Here is a 19,221-nt window from a genome sequence, read left to right on the forward strand (position 1 = left end):
GGTACGGGGCACAAAGAAGCGGGGGCTCAGCGCGCAGGCGGGGCTTTGAACCAGGACCAGGCGGAGGTGTTGCGGAACGGATTGCTCATAGCCCAAGCCTATCACGCAAACTGTACCAGGTCATCGCCAGAGTGAGGAGCGGCGCCCGTGAGCGTGCCCCGCCGGGGAAGGGCGGGCAGGGGAGGCGCGCGAGCGTCTCGAAGCGGCCGCGGTCGCCCATGATGGCCTCCGCGAGGGTGCGGCCGGCGATGGCGGTGAGCGCGACGCCGTGCCCGGAAAAGCCGCCCGCGGCCCAGAGCCCGGGCGAGAGCTCCCGAACGAGTGGGACGCGGCGCAGCGTGATGCCCAGCGTGCCCCCCCAGACATAATCGATCCGCGCCTCGGCGAGCTGGGGGAAGAGGTGCAGCATCCGCTGGCGCAGGCGGGTGGTGATGTCCTTCGGGAACCCGATCCCGTAATTCTCGCGCCCGCCGAAAAGCAGGCGGCCATCTTCGCTCAGACGGAAGTAGTTCACGACGAAGCGGTCATCGGCGACGGCGATGTCCTGCGACAGGACGGCGGACGGATTTGGCAGAGGTTCCGTGGCGGCGATGAAGCTGTTGATCGGGCAGATGCGGGCCGCGTAGCCGGGCTCCAGCAGGGGCATGTAGCCGTTGCCTGCGAGGACGAGCGTGTCGGCGGTCAGGCTGCCCTGCGGGGTATGGAAGGTGGTGCGGTCGATGCGCTCCACCGGGCTCATCTCATAGATGGTGACCCCTGCGGCTTCCGCCTCCCGCGCCAGTGCGAGGCAATAGCGCAGCGGGTGGACGTGGCCTGCGTCGCGGTCGATCGTGCCACCCTTGTAGACGGGCGAGCGGACGACATCGCGGAAGGCGTCGCCCTGCAGCGACTCGGTCTCGAAGGCGTAGTGCTGCGAGAGGTGCTCCGCCTCCTCGAGAATGTCGCGCAGTTCGGAGGGTTTCCACGCGCCATGCGCCACGCCGGGGGTGAACCGCGCCTCGGGCGCGGAGGCGGCGCAAAAGTCGCGCACCATGGCCTTGGCTTCCATGGAGAGGTCCCACAGCCCCCGGGCGGCGTCACGGCCAAGCTCCTTTTCCAGCGTCTGCTGGTCGATGTTGAAGCCCGAGCCCACCTGTCCGCCATTGCGCCCCGACGCGCCGAAGCCCGCGCGGTGTGCCTCGATGACCGCCACGTGCACGCCCTTCCGGGCGAGTTCCAGCGCGCAGGTGAGGCCGGTGAAGCCCGCGCCGAGGATGGCGACGTCAGCTTTAGCGTGGCCCTGCAAGGCCAGTCGCGGCGCGGGGATATCGGCAGTGGCGGCGTACCAGGAGGCCGGGAACCGCCCCGGCGCGTCGTTGCGAAAGAGCGGGTTCATACGTTGGTGAGCAGGTGCTCCCGCTCCCACGGCGAGATGACTTCGAGGAACTCGTCGTACTCGCTGCGCTTCACGATGGAATAGACGCGGGCGAATTCGGGGCCGAGGATCTCATGGAGCGCGGTGGCCTCGTCGAAGAGGTCGAGCGCGCGGCCGAGATCGCGGGGGATGTCGCCCTCGCCTTCGTAGGCATCCCCGCGGAATTGGCGGCTGGGGCGTTCCTCGTTCTTGAGCCCGAGAAGCCCCGCGGCGAGGGAGGCCGCGATGCCGAGGTATGGATTGCAGTCCATCCCGGCGAGGCGGTTTTCCACGCGCCGGGCCGCGGGCTCGGAGACGGGGATGCGGATGCCGGTGGTGCGGTTGTCACGGCCCCATTCGAGATTGATCGGCGCGGCGTGATCTTTGACATAGCGCCGGTAACTGTTCACGTAGGGCGCCTGGAGCGCGATCACGGCGGGCAGGTGGGTCTGGAGCCCCGCGATGAAGTGATAGAAGGCGTCCGTCTCGCCGCCCTGGGGGCCGGAAAAGATGTTGTTGCGCTCGGCGTCGAGGAACGAGTGGTGGATGTGCATCGCGCTGCCGGGCTCTCCGGCGATGGGCTTGGCCATGAAGGTGGCGTAGCAATTGTGCTTGAGCGCGGCCTCCCGGATCATGCGCTTGTAGAAGAAGACCTCATCGGCGAGTTTCACAGGGTTTCCGTGGCGCAGGTTGATCTCCACCTGGCCGGCGCCGCCCTCCTGGGTGATGCCGTCGATCTCGAGCCCCATCAGCTCGGCATAGTCGTAGATGTCGTCGATGACGGGGCCGTACTCGTCCACCGCCGACATGGAATAGGCCTGCCGCGCGGCCGCCGGGCGGCCCGAGCGGCCCATCATGGGCTCGATGGGGCGGGCCGGATCGAGGTTCGGCGCCACGAGGAAGAATTCCATCTCCGGCGCCACCACGGGCGTCAGGCCCATGGCCTCGTATTGCGCGCAGACATGCTTGAGCACGTTGCGCGGCGAAAACGGAATGGGCGCGCCCTTACGGTCCTCGGCATCATGGATGATCTGCACGGTCCAATCGGCTGTCCAGGGCGCGGCGGTGGCGGTGGAGTAGTCGGGCTTCAGGATCATGTCGGGCTCGGTGAAGCCCTCTTCGCCCGCCGCCTCGCCCCAGCCGCCCGTGATCGTCTGAAAGTAGATCGAGTTGGGCAGGTAAAACGCGCCCTGCTTGTCGAATTTGGAGGCGGGCACCGCCTTGCCGCGGGCGATGCCGGGCAAGTCGGCGATGATGCATTCCACCTCGTCGAGCCGATGATCCTGCAGGTATTTCTGCGTGACGGCGGGGCAGTCCTTGAGCCAGGGATTCATGGCCGCGCCTCCTTGAGGAAGCGTGCGAGGCGCGCGGCGATCCGCGGCTCGTCGCCCATGGAGCGGAGCATCTCCTGCGCCATGGTGATCTTGTCCCGCGGAAAGATCGGATCGGCACCGCGCGTCGCGAGATAGGTGGCGAGCACGTCGTTCCCGATCTCGGGATGGGGCTGCACGGTCATGATGTGGTCGCCATAGGTCATCGCGGCGTTGGCGCAGAAGGGGGATTGGCCCACGACGCGGGCCTCCTTGGGGCGCTCCACGACCTGGTCCTGGTGCCAGGCGTTCAGGTGCACGTCATCGCCGTCGATGACGTAGCCGTGGCGCCCGATGGCCCATCCGCCGGAGAATTTCTCCACGCGTCCGCCCAACGCCTGCGCGATGATCTGGTGGCCGAAGCAGATCCCCACCATGGGTTTGAGCGCGGCATGGGCGTCCCGGATGAAGGCCTCGAGCGGTGGGATGAAGGCGTGATCCTCGTAGGCCCCGTGTTTCGAGCCGGTGATGAGCCAGCCCTCGGCGCTATGGATCGTCTCGGGAAAGACCATGTCCACGACGTTCCACGTCGTGAAGCTGAGCCCGTGGCCCTCGAAAAGGCGCAGGAAAAGATCGTCGAAATCGCCGTGCTCGGCCGCGACCTCGGGCGGAGTGTGGCCGCATTGCAGGATGCCGATATGCATGGATCACCTGTGAGTTTCCGAGCGAAGATAGGCGCGGATCGGGGGGAAGGGAAGCCGGGCCCTGCACGCCCCGGCCCTGCAAGCACCGGCTCTGGCGCCGGGGCCTCTGCCGTCCCTTAAGAGCGAGGCCCTTGGTCAGGCCCGGGGCGGGAATGCATCACCTCAGACCGTTTCGAGAAGCGCCTGGACGAGATCGCTTTCGGAGAGCTGCGCACATCGGGCGAAGTCCTGTCTCTTGGTGCGCGTGAGACCGTCGAGAAGGGCGGGGTGGAAAATCCGCGCCATGACGGGCTCTGACAGGGCCTCGATGGCGGCGGGCAGGTCCGGCGCGAGGCCGCGGTCGGATTGGGCATAGGCATTGCCCTTAGCGGGCGCCGGTGGCTCCGCGGCGTCCTCGATCCCTGTGATCGCGGCGCCGAGGATGGCGGCGAAGAGGAGGTAGGGGTTCACGTCTCCCCCCGCCACGCGATGCTCCAGCCGCCGCGCGGCGGGCGGGCCCGACGGCACGCGCACGGCCACCGTGCGGTTGTCGTAGCCCCAGCTGGCGGTGGTGGGCGCATGGGCATTGTCGACGAAGCGCGCGTAGCTCGGCAGGTGCGGCGCGAAAAGGACGGTCGAGGCGCGGAGCGCGGCGAGCGTGCCCGCGATGGCGTGGCGGAGCGTGGGCATGCCATCTGGGCCGCCATCGTCGAAGACATTCGCGCCGGAGGCATCGAGCACCGAGGCGTGGAGATGGAGCCCGTTCCCGGCATCCTCCGAGAAGGGCTTGGCGAGAAACGTGGCCGAGAGCCCGTGATTGCGGGCGGTGCCCTTGATGAGTTCTTTCAGGAGGATCGCGTCCTCGGCGGCCGTCATGGCGGGCCCATGGTCGAGCGTGACCTCGAACTGGCCCAGTCCCGATTCCGACGTGATCGTGAGCGCTGCGAGGCCCATATCGGCGGCGCCGGCCTCGACATCGTTGAAGAAGGCCTCGAACCCGTCGAGCTGGCGCAGCCCGAGGACCTGCGGCGACAAAAGCCTGCGCCCCGAGCGCGGGTTCACCGGGGCCGCGAGCGCGCCGTCGAGTTCCACGAGGTAGAATTCGAGCTCCACCGCGCAGTGGGCGCCCCAGCCCCGATCGGCGTAGCGCGCGAGGATGCGGTCGAGAGCCCTCCGCGGATCGCCCTCGAAGGGGCGTCCATCCTCGTGATGCATGGACGAAAGCTGCAGCGGCGGGCGATGGGCCAGCCAGGGCAGCGGCACGGGATCGCGGGGAGCGGGCAGGAGCGTTCCGTCCGCATCGCCCGAGGCGAAGACGAGGGGACTGTCATCGATATCAAAGCCGAAGATATCCACGTTGAGCGCGGAATAGGGCATGCGCATGGGCTGCCCGAGCTTGCCGCGCGGCACGCGCTTACCCCGCAAGAGACCGTTGAGATCCACTGCCGCGATCCGCGCGGAGGTGCTTTCCCCGCTCACCGGATCATCGTGGGGCGGAAGCGCAACCGCCGCCGCGCCGCTTGTGGCAGATGCTGATTGAGGCGCTTGTTGATCAGGCCCATCACGAAGATCAGGACGAGCGTCACGAGAACAAAGTAGAAGGCGAGGATCGGGTAGGGCATGAAGGGGTTGAAGGTCTTGTCGGCGAAATACTGCGCGTAATAGAGCGCGTCCCCTTGCTGGCGCTGCGCGGGAAAGCCCGAGAGGAAGACGAGCGTCGTGGCGTGAAAGAGGAAGATCGCCTCGTTCGTGTAGGCAGGCCAGGCCAGGCGCAGCTGCGTGGGCCAGATGATGCGCCGGAAGCGCGTGACGCCCGACATGCCGTAGGCATCGGCGGCCTCCACTTCGCCGCGGGGCACCGACTTCAGCGCGCCGTAAAAGATCTCCCCGGAATAGGCGGCGGTGTTGAGGAAGAGCACGATCAGCGCCCCTGCCCAGGCGGAAGTGAGCCAGGGGAGGATCTCGGCATTCTTCAGTTCAAGGAAGATGAAGTAGGCGAGAAAGAACTGGATGAAGAGCGGGGAGCCCCGGAAAACGAGGATGAACCAGTCGGCAGGCTTGGCGATCCACGGTTTAGCGGAGGCCTTGCCCACGGCGACGAGGTTGGCCAGCACGAACCCGGCGAGAAGCGCGATGAGGCCGAAGTAGATGTTCCAGATGAGCCCCGAGCCGATGAGCGTGAAATGCTGGCACAGCGTGAAATCATCGCGCGGCAGCAGGCGCTCGCCGTAGCCGAGGCTGCGGAAGGCATAGGCCTGAACTGTCTCCCAACAGGTCATCGAGCCCTCGCGCGTCCCGGGCCTGCCCCGGGACCTCCTGCTCGGGCAAAGAGGCCCCGGGGCAGGCCCGGGGCGTGTTTCTCCCCGCCCCTCACCTCGCGCCCAAGGTCGCCTGGCCCCGGCTGAGGCGGCGGTTGATCCGGCCCAGCACCCGCTCTGAGACCCGCGTGAACGCGAGGTAGAACACCAGCAGGAAGAGGAAGTACCACAGCCGCCAATCCCCGTGCGGATAATCCGAGAAGCGCGCCAGCTGCGTCCCGCCTAGTTCGCGCGCCCAGTAGACGATGTCCTCGACGCCGAGCAGGAAGAGGAGCGGCGTGGCCTTGATCAGGACCATCCAGAGGTTCGACAGGCCCGGCAGCGCGAAAACCCACATCTGCGGCACGGTGATCCTCCAGAAGGCCTGCCGCGCGTTCATGCCATAGGCCTCGGCCGCCTCGATCTGGCCCCGAGGGACAGCGTTCATCGCGCCGAAAAGGACATTGGCGGCAAACGCGCCGAAGACGATCGCGAAGGTCAGGACCGCGAGAAAGAAGCCGTAGACTTCGTGCTGCCATTGCGGGGCCGTCGAGAGCGGTAGCTTCGCCTCGGCGCAGACGATGAAATCATTTCCCTGGCGGATGGGGTCGGTCCAGTCCGGGCAAAGCGCCTGGTGGCGCAGCCACTCAAAGCCCTGGTCGAGCGCGATCACGAAAAAGAGGAAGAAGGCGATGTCCGGGACGCCCCGTACCACCGCGATATAGGCCTTCCCGAGCCAGCGCACCGGTGCGATCCGCGAGCGTGCCGCCGTGGCCCCGCCGAAGCCGAAAGCGAGCGCCGCCGGCGCAGTGATGCCGAGGAGCACGAAGACCGTCAGGAAGGACCAGTAGAAGAGCGCGTGCTTGCCGGTGGTGAAGTAGCACGCAAACCAGCGCAGCGTCTCCAACTGGGCAGGGTCGGCGCAAAACTCAAACATGCTCGCGCTCGCGCTCCGGGCCCGCGATATCCACGGAAAAGTAGGTGCGCCCGGCGGTCTGCACGATGGTGCAGTCCGGTGGTATACGCGGCCCACCGGCCTTCGCTTCGGCCACCTCCACGAGGTGGGCGCCGGTTTCCGCGAAGAGCTGCGAGACGGCGTCTTCCAGGGCGGACATATCATCCACGCGCGCCGCGACATGGGTATAGAAATGCCCCGCGTCGTCTCGGCCCTCCACGAGGGCCGAGACATGGCTCCGCGGCCAACCGCGAAGCCAGGCTTTCAATCGCCCGAGATGTGTATCGGGCAAGATCATCAGAAGGTGGAGGACACTTCCCACTTCGTGATCAGCGCGTTGAGCGAGCCGTCGTCCTTCATGGACTGGATCGCCGCGTTGAACGTCTCGCGCAGCTCGCCGTCGCTTTCGCGGATGCCCATGCCCACGCCGCCGCCGATCATCTCCTGCTGCTCGAGCAGCACGAGGCCTGCATCTTCGGCCGCGATGGGCGCGAGGAAGGAGCTGTCGGCGAGGACGGCATCGGCTTCGCCGTTGCGCACGGCCGCGATGGTGTCTTCCGGCGTCGCGAATTCGAGGACGGTCACGCCCTTCTCCGCGAGGAACGCCGCCTGGATCGTATTGACCTGCGCGGCCACGACGCCGCCGTCGATATCGGCGTCAGCGGAGGCGGCGAGGTAGCCCGACGGGTCCGGCGGGGTGTAGCCCATCGTGAAGTCGATCACCTCGTCGCGCTCGTCGGTGATCGACATGCCCGCGATGATGGCGTCGTAGTTGCCCGAGACGAGGTTCGGAATGATCGAGTCCCAGTCGTTCGTCACCCACTCGCAGGTCAGCTCGGCCCGTGCGCAGAGCTCGTCGCCCAGCTCGCGCTCGAAGCCCGCGACTTCGCCGTTGTCGTCGAGGAAATTCCACGGCGCATAGGCGCCCTCGGTGCCGAGGCGGACGACGGAATGCCCGTCGGCCATGGCCATGCCGGCGACGAGGGCCAGCGCGGTGGTTGCAGTCAGAAGCTTCATCAGTTTTCTCCCGTTGATGTGCTTTTGGTTAGGCGGCGACGGCGGACAGGAATTGCTGCAGTCGCGCGGATTTGGGCGCGCCGAAGAGATCGGCGGGTGCGCCTTCCTCCTCGATGCGGCCCTCGTGAAGAAAGACGACGTGGTTCGAGACGTCCCGCGCCATGGCCATGTCGTGGGTGACGATGATCATCGTGCGGCCCTCGTCTGCGAGGCCCCGGATCACCTTGATCACTTCTTGCTCGAGTTCAGGGTCGAGGGCGGAGGTGGGTTCGTCGAAAAGCAGGGCCTTGGGCTCCATGGCAAGGCCGCGGGCAATGGCGGCGCGCTGCTGCTGACCGCCTGAAAGTTCAGCCGGGTAGCGCTCGCATTTGTCGCCGATACCCACCTTGCCGAGAAGCTGCCTTGCGGTGGCTTCGGCCTCGCCCTTGTCGCTGCCGAGCACCTGGACCGGGGCCTCCATGACGTTCTCGAGCACGGTGAGATGCGCCCAGAGATTGAATTGCTGGAAGACCATGGAAAGGTTCGTGCGCATGCGCAGCACCTGTCGCTTGTCCGCCGGTCGCCGCGCTAGGCCTTGCCCCGACCACCGCACCGCGTCGCCCTCGAAGAGGATCTCCCCCTCCTGGCTGTCTTCGAGCAGATTGCAGCAGCGCAGGAGCGTCGACTTTCCAGAGCCGGAGGAGCCTATGAGGCTGATGACCTCGCCACGCTCGGCACGCAGGTCAACTCCCTTCAGCACCTCGAGAGCGCCGTAGGATTTGTGCAGGTTCTTGATTTCGATGACCGGAGCAGCGTTGGCCACGTGGCGTTCCCTTGGTTTGGCAAAATACGCCATGAATTGCGGGTCGCCGCAAGGGGATGCGTTGCGTCACGCCGCCATGGCGGGGGCCGGAGGCAGGGGAACGGCTCGATATTGTGCGATGTCGAGCACGTGGATGCCGCGGAGCCCAAGGACCTCGCGTTCGGAGGCCGGAAGCGCCTCGAAGGCCGCAGCAAGGGCCGCGCGCAGCGGGGCCACCCATTCAGCGCGCGCTGTGATGAGCGGTGGGGCGGGCGTGGGCGGTGTGGTCTTGGCGACCGTGAGACCTGCGGGCAGGCCGAGGATCTTGAGCGTGTGGCGATCGATGAAGGCCACGTCCGCTTTGCCAGCGACCACGGCCTCGATGGAGGCCGCATGGGCGCCGGTTTCAATGACGGGGACGAACCCGTGGCCCTGCGCCGCGCCCCAGCCCGACTGGGAGTCGGGCTCGTTGAAGGCGAGCCGCGCGCCCGGGGCCTCGCCTGCGCGGTGAACGAGCGCGGAGGAATAATGGCCGGGCGGGCAGCCCTCGATCCCGAAATCCGGCGTGGCCACGTAGTGCACGCGTCCTTTCAGCGGGCGCAGCATGATGAGGCCGCAGGTATGCGCGAGGAGGAGATCCGGCGCCGTCCAGATCGCCATGAGATCATCCGAGCGGGTGAGCGCGTGAGGCGCGGCAAAGGGCAGGGCATCGCGGATGGCCGCCCACAGCGCGTCGTTCGCCGCTTGCAGCCGCGGCTGATCGTACATCGGAAGGGATGCGATCATTGCGCGGCTTCTGCGGCCTGTCGCGCGATATTGCTGTCGCGGTCATTGACGCCGAGCAGGTTCGCCACGAGCCGCAGCAGGGCGTTTTCCTCGGCATCGCGCACGCCGTCGGCGAGCACCACGGACCAGAGCGCCTCGATGACGCCCATGCGCTCTTCGTAGGGGACCGCATCCTTGATGGCACGGGTGAAGCGGACAGTATCGGGTGCCTCGCCCTCGAGCGCTTCGGCGTCCTTCACCAGTGCCTGGGCCTCGAACGGCGACAGGCCGTAGCGCTTGGTGGCGATGGCGAGGATACGCGCGCGCTCGGCCTCGTCATAGGCACCATCGGATTTGGCAACGCGGACGAGAAGCGCCGTGAGCGCGAGCCGCGCATCGCCGTCGTCCAAGGGATCGGGTTCTGGCTGGGCCAAGCGGTTGAGGAGATTTCCGAACATGGGCGGTATCTAAGTCGCTTCCCCGGCGAGGGCAATTCCCGGGCCGGAGGCGCGACGCCATGCGGACACATGCGGGGCGCTCAGCCGTCGTAGCCCTCGACGATCACGAGGTCGGACGTGGCGATGGGATCGCGGATCGCCTTGGCGGCCTGGTAGCTCTCGGAGGCGAAACAGGCACGGGCGGCCTCGATGGTCGGAAACTCGATCACGACGGTGCGGGGGCGCGCTGCGCCCTCGGGCACGTCCTGCGCCCCGGCGCGGACGAGGAAGCGCGCGCCGTATTCGGCGAAGGGGGCTGCGTTCGCGGCCTTGTAATGTTCGTAGGCGTCGGCGTCGTCCACGGTCACATGCGCGATCCAGTATCCCTTGGGCATCACGTCCCGTCCTTGTTCGGCATACCGGGCAGCACGTTTGCCGCCAGCATCGCCGCACGGTTGGCCCCGATGCCAACGACGGAGGCCACGCGGTCCACCACGACCTCTTCGCGCTTGTCGCGCAGCCCGTCGGCCAAGAGCACCTCCCAGAGCGCCACGAACATTTGCTCGCGGTCTTCCTCCGACACCTCCTTGACGAGGATCTCGGAAAGCTCGCGGGTGGAAGGCATGGCTTCCTCGAGCTTTTCGCAGGACGCTCGGAATTTGGCAGCGTCGAGGGCCGAGAGCCCGTTGCGCTTGGCCAGGATGTAGTCGATCCGCTCAAGCTCCTGGTAGAGCAGGGCGTGATCGGCCTTGGCCACCCGCACCATCAGCGCGCCGAACGCATGCTCCGCATCTGCCTCCGGCAGCGGGGTCTCGTAAACCTCGGGTTTGAAGAGCTCGAAGAGACGTTCGAACATGGCTAGACCAATCTGCTGGTGTCCTTCGCGGCGCGCACGAAATCCTTGAAAAGCGGGTGGGGCTCGAAGGGCTTGGACTTGAGCTCCGGGTGAAACTGAACGCCGATGAACCAGGGGTGGTCCTTCACCTCCACGATCTCGGGGAGGCGGCCGTCGGGCGACATGCCGGAGAAGCGCAAACCCTTGGCCTCGAGCTTCTCGCGGTACTCGATATCGACTTCATAGCGGTGGCGGTGCCGCTCCTCGATCGCGGTGGCGCCGTAGACCTCGGCGACTTTCGATCCGTCGCTGAGGACGGCGTCATAGGCGCCGAGGCGCATGGTGCCGCCCTTGTCGTCGGTGACCTTGCGCGAGACTTTATGGTTGCCCTGCACCCATTCCTTGAGGTGGTAGACGACAGGCGTGAAACGCTTGGCGCCGGCTTCGTGATCGAATTCCTCCGAGCCCGCATCGCCCAGATCGGCGAGATTGCGCGCCGCCTCGATCACGGCCATCTGCATGCCCAGGCATATGCCCAGATACGGCACCTTCCGCTCGCGCGCGAACTGCGCGGCCTTGATCTTGCCCTCCGTGCCCCGCTCGCCAAACCCACCGGGGACGAGGATCGCGTGGAAGCCTTCGAGATGCGGCGCGGGATCTTCCCGCTCGAAGAGCTCCGCATCGACCCATTCGACACTGACCTTCACCCGGTTCGCCATACCCCCGTGGGTCAGCGCCTCGGCGATGGATTTGTAGGCGTCCTCGAGCTGGGTGTACTTGCCCACGATGGCGACCTTCACCTCGCCCTGCGGATTGTAGATCCGGTCGGCCACGTCTTCCCAGCGCCTGAGATCGGGGCGCGGCGCGGGCGCGATCTGGAAGGCATCGAGCACGGCCTGGTCGAGCCCCTCGCGGTGGTAGGCGAGCGGTGCCTCGTAGATGGATTTCAGATCTTGCGCGGCGATGACGCTGTCGGCGCGCACGTTGCAAAAGAGCGCCAGCTTCTCCCGCTCCTTGGCCGGGATGGGGCCTTCCGAGCGGCAGACGAGGATGTCCGGCGCGAGGCCGATGGAGCGCAGCTCTTTCACGCTGTGCTGCGTGGGTTTCGTCTTCAGCTCGCCGGAGGCCTTGATGTAGGGCAGGAGCGTGAGGTGCATAAAGATGCACTGGCCGCGCGGCTTGTCTTGGGCGAATTGGCGGATCGCCTCGAAGAAGGGCAGGCCTTCGATATCGCCCACCGTGCCGCCGATCTCGCAGAGCATGAAATCGACCTCGTCCTCGCCGATGGAGATGAAGTCCTTGATCTCGTTTGTGACGTGGGGAATGACCTGGATGGTCTTGCCGAGGTAGTCGCCGCGGCGCTCCTTCTCGAGCACGTTGGAGTAGATCCGGCCCGAGGACACGGAGTCCGTGCCGCGCGCATGGACGCCGGTGAACCGCTCGTAATGCCCGAGGTCGAGATCTGTCTCCGCGCCGTCATCCGTGACGAAGACTTCGCCGTGCTCGAAAGGTGACATCGTACCGGGATCGACATTGAGATAAGGGTCGAGCTTGCGGAGGCGCACGGAATAGCCGCGGGCCTGCAAAAGCGCACCCAATGCGGCCGAAGCGAGCCCCTTCCCGAGGGAGGACACCACGCCGCCAGTAATGAAAATGAAACGTGCCAAGCCGGCTCCCCCGTCGTGTCTTGCGTGCTCGAATTCGCAGCACCACGGGATTTAAGCGTATAAGGATTCGCCCCACGCTGTCCATGGCTGCCAGCTAGATAAAGCGCGCCGAGGGCTCTCCGGCGCAACTTCTAGTGTTTACTCCGCCACCGGCAGGAGCGGCTCCTCGTCATCGAGAGAGGGCGGCAGCAGGTCTTCGCCCGCGGGCACGGTCGTTTCGGCCTCGCCCGGCGGCAGCAACGCGTCCCCGCCATCGAGCACCGAGGAGGAGCCTGCATTCTGCGCGGAGATGAGCGTGAGCGCGAGGGCCGCGGCCATGAAGGCCGTCCCAAGGATCCAGGTCAGCCGGGTGAGCGCGTTGCCTTGCCCACGGGCCTGGATGCCGCCGCCCGATCCGCCGCCGATCCCGAGACCGCCCCCCTCCGACCGCTGGAGCAGCACCACCGCGATGAGCGCGGCCGCGAGGAGCAGAAGGATGATCAGGACGACGTTTTGCATGGCATGGGCCTTTTGGCGGAACGGGGCGTATCTAGAAGCGACTCGCTGCCCCCGCAACCCTACTCTTCGACATCGTCAACATCGGCCTGCCCCGAGAGCCTGCGCCGCACGATGGACCAGCTCAGCCCGATACCGAGGACCACGGACACCGCGAAGATTGCGAGCCAGAGGTTCACGCTCGGGTTCTCGAGGTTCACGAGGCCGAGGTCCACGGCGACCCAGATCAGCGCGCCCACCAGCGCCGCCACGAGGAGCATCCCAAAGCCTCCGATGGAGCGCAGCGTCGCCCGCAGGTAGATGACGTATCCCACGAAAAGCACGAGCCCCCCGAGCACAACGAAGGACGTGGCCTCGGCATAGTTGTCGAGCCCCAGGCGGACGAAATTGTAGGGCGTCGGATTGTAGGTGGCCGACAGCAGAAGGAATGCGAAGAGCCAGCGGATCAGGATACTTGCCATGCCTCCCTTTCCCCGCCCGCGCCCGTGCCGTCAAGCGGCGGCGCCGGGCGGAAAGGCGGTCGCTGGGGCTTTCACCCTGAGCTTCGTTCCGCTAGGAGGCGCGCGGTTGAACGCAGAGCCGAGGGATCGAGCATGGCCAATGTCGTCGTCGTGGGCACCCAGTGGGGGGATGAAGGCAAGGGCAAGATCGTCGATTGGCTCTCGGAACGCGCGGATGTCATCGCGCGCTTCCAGGGCGGGCACAATGCGGGCCACACCCTTGTCATCGGCGACAAGGTCTACAAGCTTCACGCGCTGCCCTCGGGCGTCGTGCGCGGCGGCAAGCTCTCGGTCATCGGCAATGGCGTCGTGCTCGATCCGTGGCACCTCGTGAACGAGATCGAGACGGTGCGCGCCCAGGGCGTGGAGATCAGCCCCGAGACGCTGATGATCGCCGAGAACACGCCGCTCATCCTGCCTATCCATGGTGAGCTCGATCGCGCCCGCGAAAGCCAGAATGCGGTGGCCAAGATCGGCACAACGGGCCGCGGTATCGGCCCCGCCTATGAGGACAAGGTTGGCCGTCGCTGCGTGCGCGTGGCGGACCTCGCGGACGCCGCCACGCTCGAGGCGCGGGTGGATCGCGCCCTTGTCCATCACGATGCGCTGCGCCGGGGCCTCGGCATGGAGGAGGTGGATCGCGGCGCGCTCCTTGCGAAGCTCCGCGAGATCGCGCCCGAGATCCTGCCCTACGCGGCGCCGGTCTGGAAGGTGATGAACGAGAAGCGCAAGGCCGGAAAACGGATCCTCTTCGAAGGCGCGCAGGGCGCGCTCCTCGACATCGATTTCGGCACGTATCCTTTCGTGACGTCCTCCAACGTCATTGCAGGGCAGGCCGCCACGGGCGTGGGCATCGGGCCTGGCGGCATCGACTACGTGCTCGGCATCACCAAGGCCTACACGACCCGCGTGGGCGAGGGGCCCTTCCCGACCGAGCTCGACGATGCGGAGGGCCAGCGCCTCGGAGAGCGCGGCCACGAATTCGGAACGACGACGGGCCGCAAGCGCCGCTGCGGCTGGTTCGATGCCTGCCTCGTGCGGCAGACCTGCGCCACCTCGGGCGTCTCCGGCATCTCGCTCACGAAGCTCGACGTGCTCGACGGCTTCGAGGAGCTCAAGATTTGCGTGGGCTACGACCTCGATGGGGCGCGCCTCGACTATCTGCCCACGGCGGCAGAGGCGCAGGCCCGCGCTGTCCCGGTCTACGAGACGATCGAGGGCTGGTCGGAGAGCACGGCGGGGGCGCGGAGCTGGGCCGATCTGCCCGCCGCCGCCATCAAGTACGTGCGCCGGATCGAGGAGTTGATCCAGTGCCCGGTGGCCCTAGTGTCCACCTCGCCCGAGCGCGAGGACACCATCCTCGTGACCGATCCCTTCGCCGATTGAGGACGCCCATGGCCCTGAGCCACAAAGCCAAGAAACGCTGGTCGTTGTTCATACTGATCTTCGCGCTGCCCGCCTACATCGTGGTGGCGGTGACGATCATGAGCTATTTCCGCGTGTGGTTCGGGATGCAGCCGCCGATCCTGCTTGAGCTTGCCATCTACGTGGCGCTCGGCGTCCTCTGGGCGATCCCGCTCAAAAAGGTCTTTCTCGGCGTGGGTCAGCCGGACCCAGACGCGCCCCCCGAGCAATAGAAGCGCAGAGTAGAACGCGAAACGCCCGCACGGAGGATCCGCGCGGGCGCTTGCTTTTCAGGCGTAAGGCTCAGCCCGCGGCGCGGAGCTCGCGTGCCTCCGGCTGGTAGCGCGTGCTTTCCGTGATCTGGAACTGGCCGCCGCGGATCTTTTCGAGCCGCCCCTGGCGCAGGAGCGTGCCGAAGGCGCGCAGGCCGTCCTCGCGGGTGAAGCTGCCCTGCGGCATGGCCTGCTGCACGGCACGCATGACCTGCGGGCGGGAGAAAACCTCGGCCCCCTCCACATGCGTCAGGTAGGCGGCGGCGGCCTCCAGCACATCGGGCAGACCATCGGCGCCGGCCTGTTGCGCGAAGGCGCTGAACGCACCCGGGGCCGGCTGGGCCGGGCTTGCCGGGGCCGGCGTCGTTGCCACGCGGCGTGGGCGCACGGGCTCTGCCGCGGCGGCATCGGCGTCGGTGTCATGGCCTGTGTCGACGCGCTGGGAGGCCACGAGCTTCAGCGGTGCGGGGCTCGGACGCTCCGTCCGGGCGCCCTTGTCTGAGGTGGACGCGCGGCGGGGACGCACGACCTCGGCGAGATCGGCGCGGTAATCGCCCTCGCGCTCCGCGTCGGTCACGTGCTCCGCCTCTCCCATGGAGCGCGCGGCCTGCTTGGCGGCCACGGCGGCCTTCAGGTGCGAATAGGCTTCGCGGCGGGTGCGGGTCTCCGGCTCATCGAGCTTGGCGTCCGCTTCGTCCATGAGGCGCGACACGGTGCTGTCGCTGTCCGGGAAGGCGGCGTCGACGTCATCTTCTTCCTCGTCCGCGCTCGCGGTCTCCGCGGCCGCCATCAGCGCCTCGTCGGTCTCGAGCTCATCGGACTGGGCGTCGACCTCTTCGGCCTCGGCTGTGATGTCTTCGTCTTCATCTTCGTCGGCTTTAGCGACCGGTGCGTCTTCGCCCGTGTCCGTTTCCGCGTCAGTTTCCATATCGGTGCCGGCCTCTGCCTCTGCGGCAGCGAGCTCGGCCATGAGGTCCGCTTCGTCCTCTTCGCTGAGCGAGCTTTCGATTTCCTCGGTCGTCTCGTCGACGCCCTCGATCTCCGCGTTCGCGATGAAGGCGGATACGTCGTCTTCGTCATCCTCTTCGACGGCGTCGTGTGCCTCCGCCGTCTCGGCCCGGGCCGCAGCCATCGCCGCCTCGAAATCCGCGCGCTTCATCTTGAGCACGCGGTGCGTGGCGGGGGCGTCGCTCTCGATGTCGTCGGACGCGTCGGTCTGATCCTCAGCGAGGGCCACCTCTTCCTGCGCGGCGTTGCCGTCTTCGGAGACGACCGCGTCTTCCGGGGCGTCCGTCTCGGCGGCCGCGGCGCGCTCCTGGGCGCGGGTCTGCATCTGAGCGAAGACGCTGTCGATCGTGGAGCTCTCGTCTCCGCCGGTCTCGGCGTGCTCGTCTTCCATGTAGGTCTCGCGCGCTTCGTCGGCGCGGCCGGCCATGCGGCGTGCGATGGCCGCGGCGCCCGTGCCGGTCGCGGCAGAGGTCACCACGGCCTGGATGCGGCGGAGCTTTGCGGCGAGGCTGTTCGGCGCGGGCTCCTCTTCAGGCTGCTCTTGCGCGGCCACGGCGTCGTCTTCGGCCACAGCATCGCTCGTGGCGACTTCCTCGGCTTCGTTTTCGTCGCGGGCCGCGATGTCGGAGATCTCATCTTCGTCTTCGTCCTCGGCGGCTTCAGCAGCTTCGGGCGCGTCGTCCTCTTCGATCTCGGCCGTGTCCGCGGCGATCTCCTCATCGTCGTGGGCGACCTCCTCGGTATCGTCCTCGGCCATGTCGGCCTCGGGCAGAGGGGTCTCTTCGGTCTCTGCAGCCTCGGGCGCGGCGAACTCTTCCGTCACCTCATCCGCGTCGTCCGACGCTTCGACGGCCTCGCCTTCACCCTCGGCGACCTCTTCGAGGTCGTCTATGGACGGAACGTCGTCCAGAGCCTCTTCCTCGGCTGTCTCGGTCTCGGTTTCGTCTGCCGCGAGGGCTTCTGCAGCTTCGTCTTCCATGTCGAAGGTCTCTTCAGAGGCGTCGGCGGCATCAATCTCGTCGATATCTGCGTCGGGTGCGTCTTCGATCTCGGCGGCTTCGGCAACCTCGATCTCGCCCTCTTCGATTTCGAGCGTCTCTGCCTCTTCAGCAGCCCCATCCGCCTCGGCCTCGTCCTCGGCCTGAGCGTCGTCTTCTTCCTCTCCGATTGCCTCGACCGTGTCGGACTCCGCGGAAGAACCCTCGTCCGCGTCTGCGACGATCTCGGGCTCTTCCACGTCGTCCGTCCCGGCGAGCTCTTCCTCGGCATCCATCACGCCGGCAGTTTCGGCCTCCGCTTCGAAGACGGCCTCTTCGGTGACCTCGGCGGGTGCTTCGGCTGCGATCTCCGGCGCTGCAATCGGCGCGGCGGCCTCTGCCGTTTCGGGCTCGGCGGCGGCTGCCGGTGCGGCCTCGGTCTCCTGCGCTTCCGCTTCGGCGGGAGCTGGTGTGGGCTCAGGCTGGGGCGCGGGCTCCGGCGAGGGTTCCGGCGCGGCCGTGGGCTGAATGAGGACCTTGCCGCCTTCGGCACGGGCTTGCACGCCACGGGCCAGTTCGCGCTCGGCGATGCGGGCCAGGACCTCTGCATCCGGCTGCGGCGGTTCGGCGCCGAAGTAGCGATCCTCCGCTGCGAGATCGCGGAAATACTCGGCGATCGCTTTCATGGTGTCGAAGCTGTCGTCAAACCCTTCAAGGGTGCACGAGAACGTCCCGTAGGACACCGTCAGAACTTTGCTGTTACCAACCATGGCGATTGCTCACTTATCTATTTGCCACTCGATTAAGCGGCAATTTACCAGTCCGTGCGCCGTCCATTGGACCGCAACAGGGGATTTTGTCGTGTATTTTCATGGCGCCTTTGTGGTCATCTCCCTCAAATTACAGGATTCGCCTATGTTTCGCCCCATTCAATCGCCCGAAAGGCCGGTGACGCTGCTGGGCGGGGGCGAGGCTACGGGGAGCTTGGTTAACACGGCGTTGACGTTTGCGCCCCTCCTTGTGGCCGCCGATGGGGGTGCGCGTTTGGCGCGGCAGGGCGGGCACAAGCTGCGCGCCGTGATCGGTGATTTCGACAGCCTCGACGCCGAGGATCTGGGCAACGCAGAGCGCCTGCACCGCCCCGATCAGAACAGCACGGATTTCGAAAAGTGTCTCGCTGCCGTGGAGGCGCCGCTCTTTCTCGGGGTCGGGTTTCTCGGGGGGCGGCTCGACCATCAGCTCGCGGCCTTTTCCGCGCTCCTGAAAGAGCCGCGCCCGGTGGTGCTCCTGTCGAAGACCGAGATTGCATTTCTGGCACCGCGTACCTTCACCCTTGATCTGAAGGAAGGCACGCCCGTGGCGCTCTATCCGCTCCTGCCTGCGCGACTCACGACCACGGGGCTGCGCTACCCCCTCGACGATGCGCCCGTGTCGCCTGACGGCATGACATCCACATCCAACACCGCGCTGGGCGGGCCCCTTACCGTGCGCGTGGATCGCCGCTCAGTATTGGTGATGCTTCCGCTTGCGGCGCTGGGGCAGGTGTGCGCCGCTCTCGCAGGATGATGTAGAGCCCCGCGGCCATGGTGATCGCGATGCCGAGGGCCGCGAGCCCGTCAGGCAGGTCGCGGAAGACGATGTAGCCCACCGCCGTGGCGAAAGGGATCTCGAGATACTGCATGGGCGCGAGCGTGGCCGAGGGCGCGAATTTGAGCGACCACGTCATCAGGAGATGCGCCGCCGTGCCGATGAGCGCCATGCCCGCGAGCATCGCCGCTTCCGCGCCCGTGACAGGCGAGACGCGCAGGTCGGACCAGCCGAGTTGCGACCCGACCATGAGAAGCGGCCCGAGGATGGCGCACGCGATGAGACCGGACAGGGCCTGCATCGCGATAGGCTCCACCGCTTTGGCGATCTGCCGGGTCACCAGCATGAAGAGCGAAAAGAGGACGGCCACCCCGAGCGGCAGGAGCGCCGCCGCGCCCACCTCCTCGAAGCTCGGCTGGATGACCATGAGCGTTCCGCCAAAGCCCACGACGCAGGCCCCGATGCGCCGCGCGCCGACCTCTTCGCCGAGGAACCAGTGTCCGAGGAGGAGCATGATGAAAGGCATCACGAAGGCGATGGCCACGGCATCGGCGAGGGGCAGATAGCGAAGCGCTGTGATCATCGTCGCGAGGCCACCGATATATAAAAGCGTCCTCAACACGATGGCACCGATGTAGCGGCGTTCGGGCCAGAAGCGCGGCTCGAGCGCACGGCTGAGCGGCACGAGGAGCACGCCTTGCGTGGCCACCCGCACGAAGACGATGAGCATGACCGGCAGCGTGGCGCCAAGGATCTTCGCGAGGGCGTCGCTCACCGGGATGAGCACGCAAAAGCCCAGCATGAGAAGGACGCCGAGGAAGGGACGATCACCAGCCAT

At 66.9% G+C, this 19,221-nt stretch carries 21 protein-coding genes; 3 read left to right on the forward strand and 18 right to left on the reverse strand.

Annotated elements, in window-relative coordinates:
* Nucleotides 1-85: 85 nt before the first annotated feature.
* The 16 genes from AAFM92_01585 to AAFM92_01660 form a co-directional block, all read right to left on the reverse strand.
* Nucleotides 86-1,375, reverse strand: a complete 1,290-nt coding sequence (locus AAFM92_01585; protein MEL7299051.1) for an FAD-binding oxidoreductase — start codon at nucleotides 1,373-1,375, stop codon at nucleotides 86-88.
* A complete protein-coding gene (locus AAFM92_01590; protein ID MEL7299052.1) occupies nucleotides 1,372-2,727 on the reverse strand; it encodes a glutamine synthetase family protein in 1,356 nt (451 codons plus the stop codon). The genes AAFM92_01585 and AAFM92_01590 overlap by 4 nt, the downstream gene beginning before the upstream one ends.
* Nucleotides 2,724-3,407, reverse strand: coding sequence for a type 1 glutamine amidotransferase (locus AAFM92_01595; GenBank protein MEL7299053.1), 684 nt, complete (start codon nucleotides 3,405-3,407; stop codon nucleotides 2,724-2,726). The genes AAFM92_01590 and AAFM92_01595 overlap by 4 nt, the downstream gene beginning before the upstream one ends.
* Before the next feature lie 162 nt (nucleotides 3,408-3,569).
* Nucleotides 3,570-4,865 carry a glutamine synthetase family protein gene (locus AAFM92_01600; GenBank protein ID MEL7299054.1) on the reverse strand — a complete coding sequence of 432 codons (1,296 nt, stop codon included), beginning with the start codon at nucleotides 4,863-4,865 and terminating at the stop codon, nucleotides 3,570-3,572.
* A complete protein-coding gene (locus AAFM92_01605; protein MEL7299055.1) occupies nucleotides 4,862-5,665 on the reverse strand; it encodes an ABC transporter permease subunit in 804 nt (267 codons plus the stop codon). The genes AAFM92_01600 and AAFM92_01605 overlap by 4 nt, the downstream gene beginning before the upstream one ends.
* Nucleotides 5,666-5,756: 91 nt before the next feature.
* Nucleotides 5,757-6,620: an ABC transporter permease subunit gene (locus AAFM92_01610; protein MEL7299056.1), complete on the reverse strand. Its 864-nt coding sequence runs from the start codon at nucleotides 6,618-6,620 to the stop codon at nucleotides 5,757-5,759.
* Complete coding sequence (locus AAFM92_01615) at nucleotides 6,613-6,936, reverse strand: hypothetical protein (protein ID MEL7299057.1); 324 nt, start codon at nucleotides 6,934-6,936, stop codon at nucleotides 6,613-6,615. Before AAFM92_01615 ends, AAFM92_01610 begins: the two co-directional genes overlap by 8 nt.
* Nucleotides 6,936-7,655 (reverse strand): transporter substrate-binding domain-containing protein, encoded by a 720-nt coding sequence (locus tag AAFM92_01620; protein MEL7299058.1) that lies wholly within the window; start codon nucleotides 7,653-7,655, stop codon nucleotides 6,936-6,938. Before AAFM92_01620 ends, AAFM92_01615 begins: the two co-directional genes overlap by 1 nt.
* Before the next feature lie 28 nt (nucleotides 7,656-7,683).
* Entirely contained in the window at nucleotides 7,684-8,457 is a 774-nt protein-coding gene (locus tag AAFM92_01625) for an amino acid ABC transporter ATP-binding protein (protein ID MEL7299059.1), read from the reverse strand.
* A 66-nt stretch (nucleotides 8,458-8,523) separates the two neighbouring features.
* Nucleotides 8,524-9,222, reverse strand: a complete 699-nt coding sequence (locus tag AAFM92_01630; protein MEL7299060.1) for a PhnD/SsuA/transferrin family substrate-binding protein — start codon at nucleotides 9,220-9,222, stop codon at nucleotides 8,524-8,526.
* Nucleotides 9,219-9,659: a TerB family tellurite resistance protein gene (locus AAFM92_01635; GenBank protein ID MEL7299061.1), complete on the reverse strand. Its 441-nt coding sequence runs from the start codon at nucleotides 9,657-9,659 to the stop codon at nucleotides 9,219-9,221. Before AAFM92_01635 ends, AAFM92_01630 begins: the two co-directional genes overlap by 4 nt.
* An 80-nt stretch (nucleotides 9,660-9,739) precedes the next feature.
* Nucleotides 9,740-10,033, reverse strand: coding sequence for a DUF1330 domain-containing protein (locus AAFM92_01640; protein ID MEL7299062.1), 294 nt, complete (start codon nucleotides 10,031-10,033; stop codon nucleotides 9,740-9,742).
* Complete coding sequence (locus AAFM92_01645; GenBank protein ID MEL7299063.1) at nucleotides 10,033-10,494, reverse strand: TerB family tellurite resistance protein; 462 nt, start codon at nucleotides 10,492-10,494, stop codon at nucleotides 10,033-10,035. Before AAFM92_01645 ends, AAFM92_01640 begins: the two co-directional genes overlap by 1 nt.
* Before the next feature lie 2 nt (nucleotides 10,495-10,496).
* Nucleotides 10,497-12,140, reverse strand: coding sequence for a CTP synthase (locus AAFM92_01650; protein MEL7299064.1), 1,644 nt, complete (start codon nucleotides 12,138-12,140; stop codon nucleotides 10,497-10,499).
* Nucleotides 12,141-12,278: 138 nt separating this feature from the next.
* Nucleotides 12,279-12,638, reverse strand: coding sequence for a preprotein translocase subunit SecG (gene secG / locus AAFM92_01655; GenBank protein MEL7299065.1), 360 nt, complete (start codon nucleotides 12,636-12,638; stop codon nucleotides 12,279-12,281).
* Between the two features lie 59 nt (nucleotides 12,639-12,697).
* A complete protein-coding gene (locus AAFM92_01660) occupies nucleotides 12,698-13,096 on the reverse strand; it encodes a DUF6524 family protein (protein MEL7299066.1) in 399 nt (132 codons plus the stop codon).
* Between the two features lie 132 nt (nucleotides 13,097-13,228).
* On the opposite strand from AAFM92_01660, the gene AAFM92_01665 reads away from it, so the two are divergent.
* Entirely contained in the window at nucleotides 13,229-14,521 is a 1,293-nt protein-coding gene (locus tag AAFM92_01665) for an adenylosuccinate synthase (GenBank protein MEL7299067.1), read from the forward strand.
* 8 nt (nucleotides 14,522-14,529) lie between these two features.
* The gene (locus tag AAFM92_01670; protein MEL7299068.1) at nucleotides 14,530-14,772 is read left to right on the forward strand and encodes a DUF2842 domain-containing protein; all 243 of its coding nucleotides are present in this window, start codon (nucleotides 14,530-14,532) and stop codon (nucleotides 14,770-14,772) included.
* A 70-nt stretch (nucleotides 14,773-14,842) separates the two neighbouring features.
* Here AAFM92_01670 and AAFM92_01675 read toward each other — a convergent pair whose 3' ends face one another.
* Entirely contained in the window at nucleotides 14,843-17,566 is a 2,724-nt protein-coding gene (locus AAFM92_01675; protein MEL7299069.1) for a hypothetical protein, read from the reverse strand.
* 145 nt (nucleotides 17,567-17,711) lie between these two features.
* Here AAFM92_01675 and AAFM92_01680 point away from each other — a divergent pair, with 145 nt between their 5' ends.
* On the forward strand, nucleotides 17,712-18,362 hold the full coding sequence (locus tag AAFM92_01680) for a thiamine diphosphokinase (GenBank protein MEL7299070.1): 651 nt from the start codon (nucleotides 17,712-17,714) through the stop codon (nucleotides 18,360-18,362).
* Here AAFM92_01680 and AAFM92_01685 read toward each other — a convergent pair.
* Nucleotides 18,277-19,221 (reverse strand): DMT family transporter, encoded by a 945-nt coding sequence (locus AAFM92_01685; GenBank protein MEL7299071.1) that lies wholly within the window; start codon nucleotides 19,219-19,221, stop codon nucleotides 18,277-18,279. The two genes, AAFM92_01680 and AAFM92_01685, sit on opposite strands and share 86 nt — an antisense overlap.

The organism is Pseudomonadota bacterium, from assembly GCA_038533575.1.
Classification (GTDB): domain Bacteria; phylum Pseudomonadota; class Alphaproteobacteria; order Rhodobacterales; family Rhodobacteraceae; genus Shimia_B.

Coding starts and splice junctions, on each gene's coding strand:
- AAFM92_01585 (MEL7299051.1), bottom strand. CDS start 1,375: ATGAACCCGCTCTTTCGCAACGACGCGCCGGGGCGGTTCCCGGCCTCC.
- AAFM92_01590 (MEL7299052.1), bottom strand. CDS start 2,727: ATGAATCCCTGGCTCAAGGACTGCCCCGCCGTCACGCAGAAATACCTG.
- AAFM92_01595 (MEL7299053.1), bottom strand. CDS start 3,407: ATGCATATCGGCATCCTGCAATGCGGCCACACTCCGCCCGAGGTCGCG.
- AAFM92_01605 (MEL7299055.1), bottom strand. CDS start 5,665: ATGACCTGTTGGGAGACAGTTCAGGCCTATGCCTTCCGCAGCCTCGGC.
- AAFM92_01610 (MEL7299056.1), bottom strand. CDS start 6,620: ATGTTTGAGTTTTGCGCCGACCCTGCCCAGTTGGAGACGCTGCGCTGG.
- AAFM92_01615 (MEL7299057.1), bottom strand. CDS start 6,936: ATGATCTTGCCCGATACACATCTCGGGCGATTGAAAGCCTGGCTTCGC.
- AAFM92_01620 (MEL7299058.1), bottom strand. CDS start 7,655: ATGAAGCTTCTGACTGCAACCACCGCGCTGGCCCTCGTCGCCGGCATG.
- AAFM92_01630 (MEL7299060.1), bottom strand. CDS start 9,222: ATGATCGCATCCCTTCCGATGTACGATCAGCCGCGGCTGCAAGCGGCG.
- AAFM92_01635 (MEL7299061.1), bottom strand. CDS start 9,659: ATGTTCGGAAATCTCCTCAACCGCTTGGCCCAGCCAGAACCCGATCCC.
- AAFM92_01640 (MEL7299062.1), bottom strand. CDS start 10,033: ATGCCCAAGGGATACTGGATCGCGCATGTGACCGTGGACGACGCCGAC.
- AAFM92_01645 (MEL7299063.1), bottom strand. CDS start 10,494: ATGTTCGAACGTCTCTTCGAGCTCTTCAAACCCGAGGTTTACGAGACC.
- secG (MEL7299065.1), bottom strand. CDS start 12,638: ATGCAAAACGTCGTCCTGATCATCCTTCTGCTCCTCGCGGCCGCGCTC.
- AAFM92_01660 (MEL7299066.1), bottom strand. CDS start 13,096: ATGGCAAGTATCCTGATCCGCTGGCTCTTCGCATTCCTTCTGCTGTCG.
- AAFM92_01665 (MEL7299067.1), top strand. CDS start 13,229: ATGGCCAATGTCGTCGTCGTGGGCACCCAGTGGGGGGATGAAGGCAAG.
- AAFM92_01670 (MEL7299068.1), top strand. CDS start 14,530: ATGGCCCTGAGCCACAAAGCCAAGAAACGCTGGTCGTTGTTCATACTG.
- AAFM92_01675 (MEL7299069.1), bottom strand. CDS start 17,566: ATGGTTGGTAACAGCAAAGTTCTGACGGTGTCCTACGGGACGTTCTCG.
- AAFM92_01680 (MEL7299070.1), top strand. CDS start 17,712: ATGTTTCGCCCCATTCAATCGCCCGAAAGGCCGGTGACGCTGCTGGGC.
- AAFM92_01685 (MEL7299071.1), bottom strand. CDS start 19,221: ATGGCTGGTGATCGTCCCTTCCTCGGCGTCCTTCTCATGCTGGGCTTT.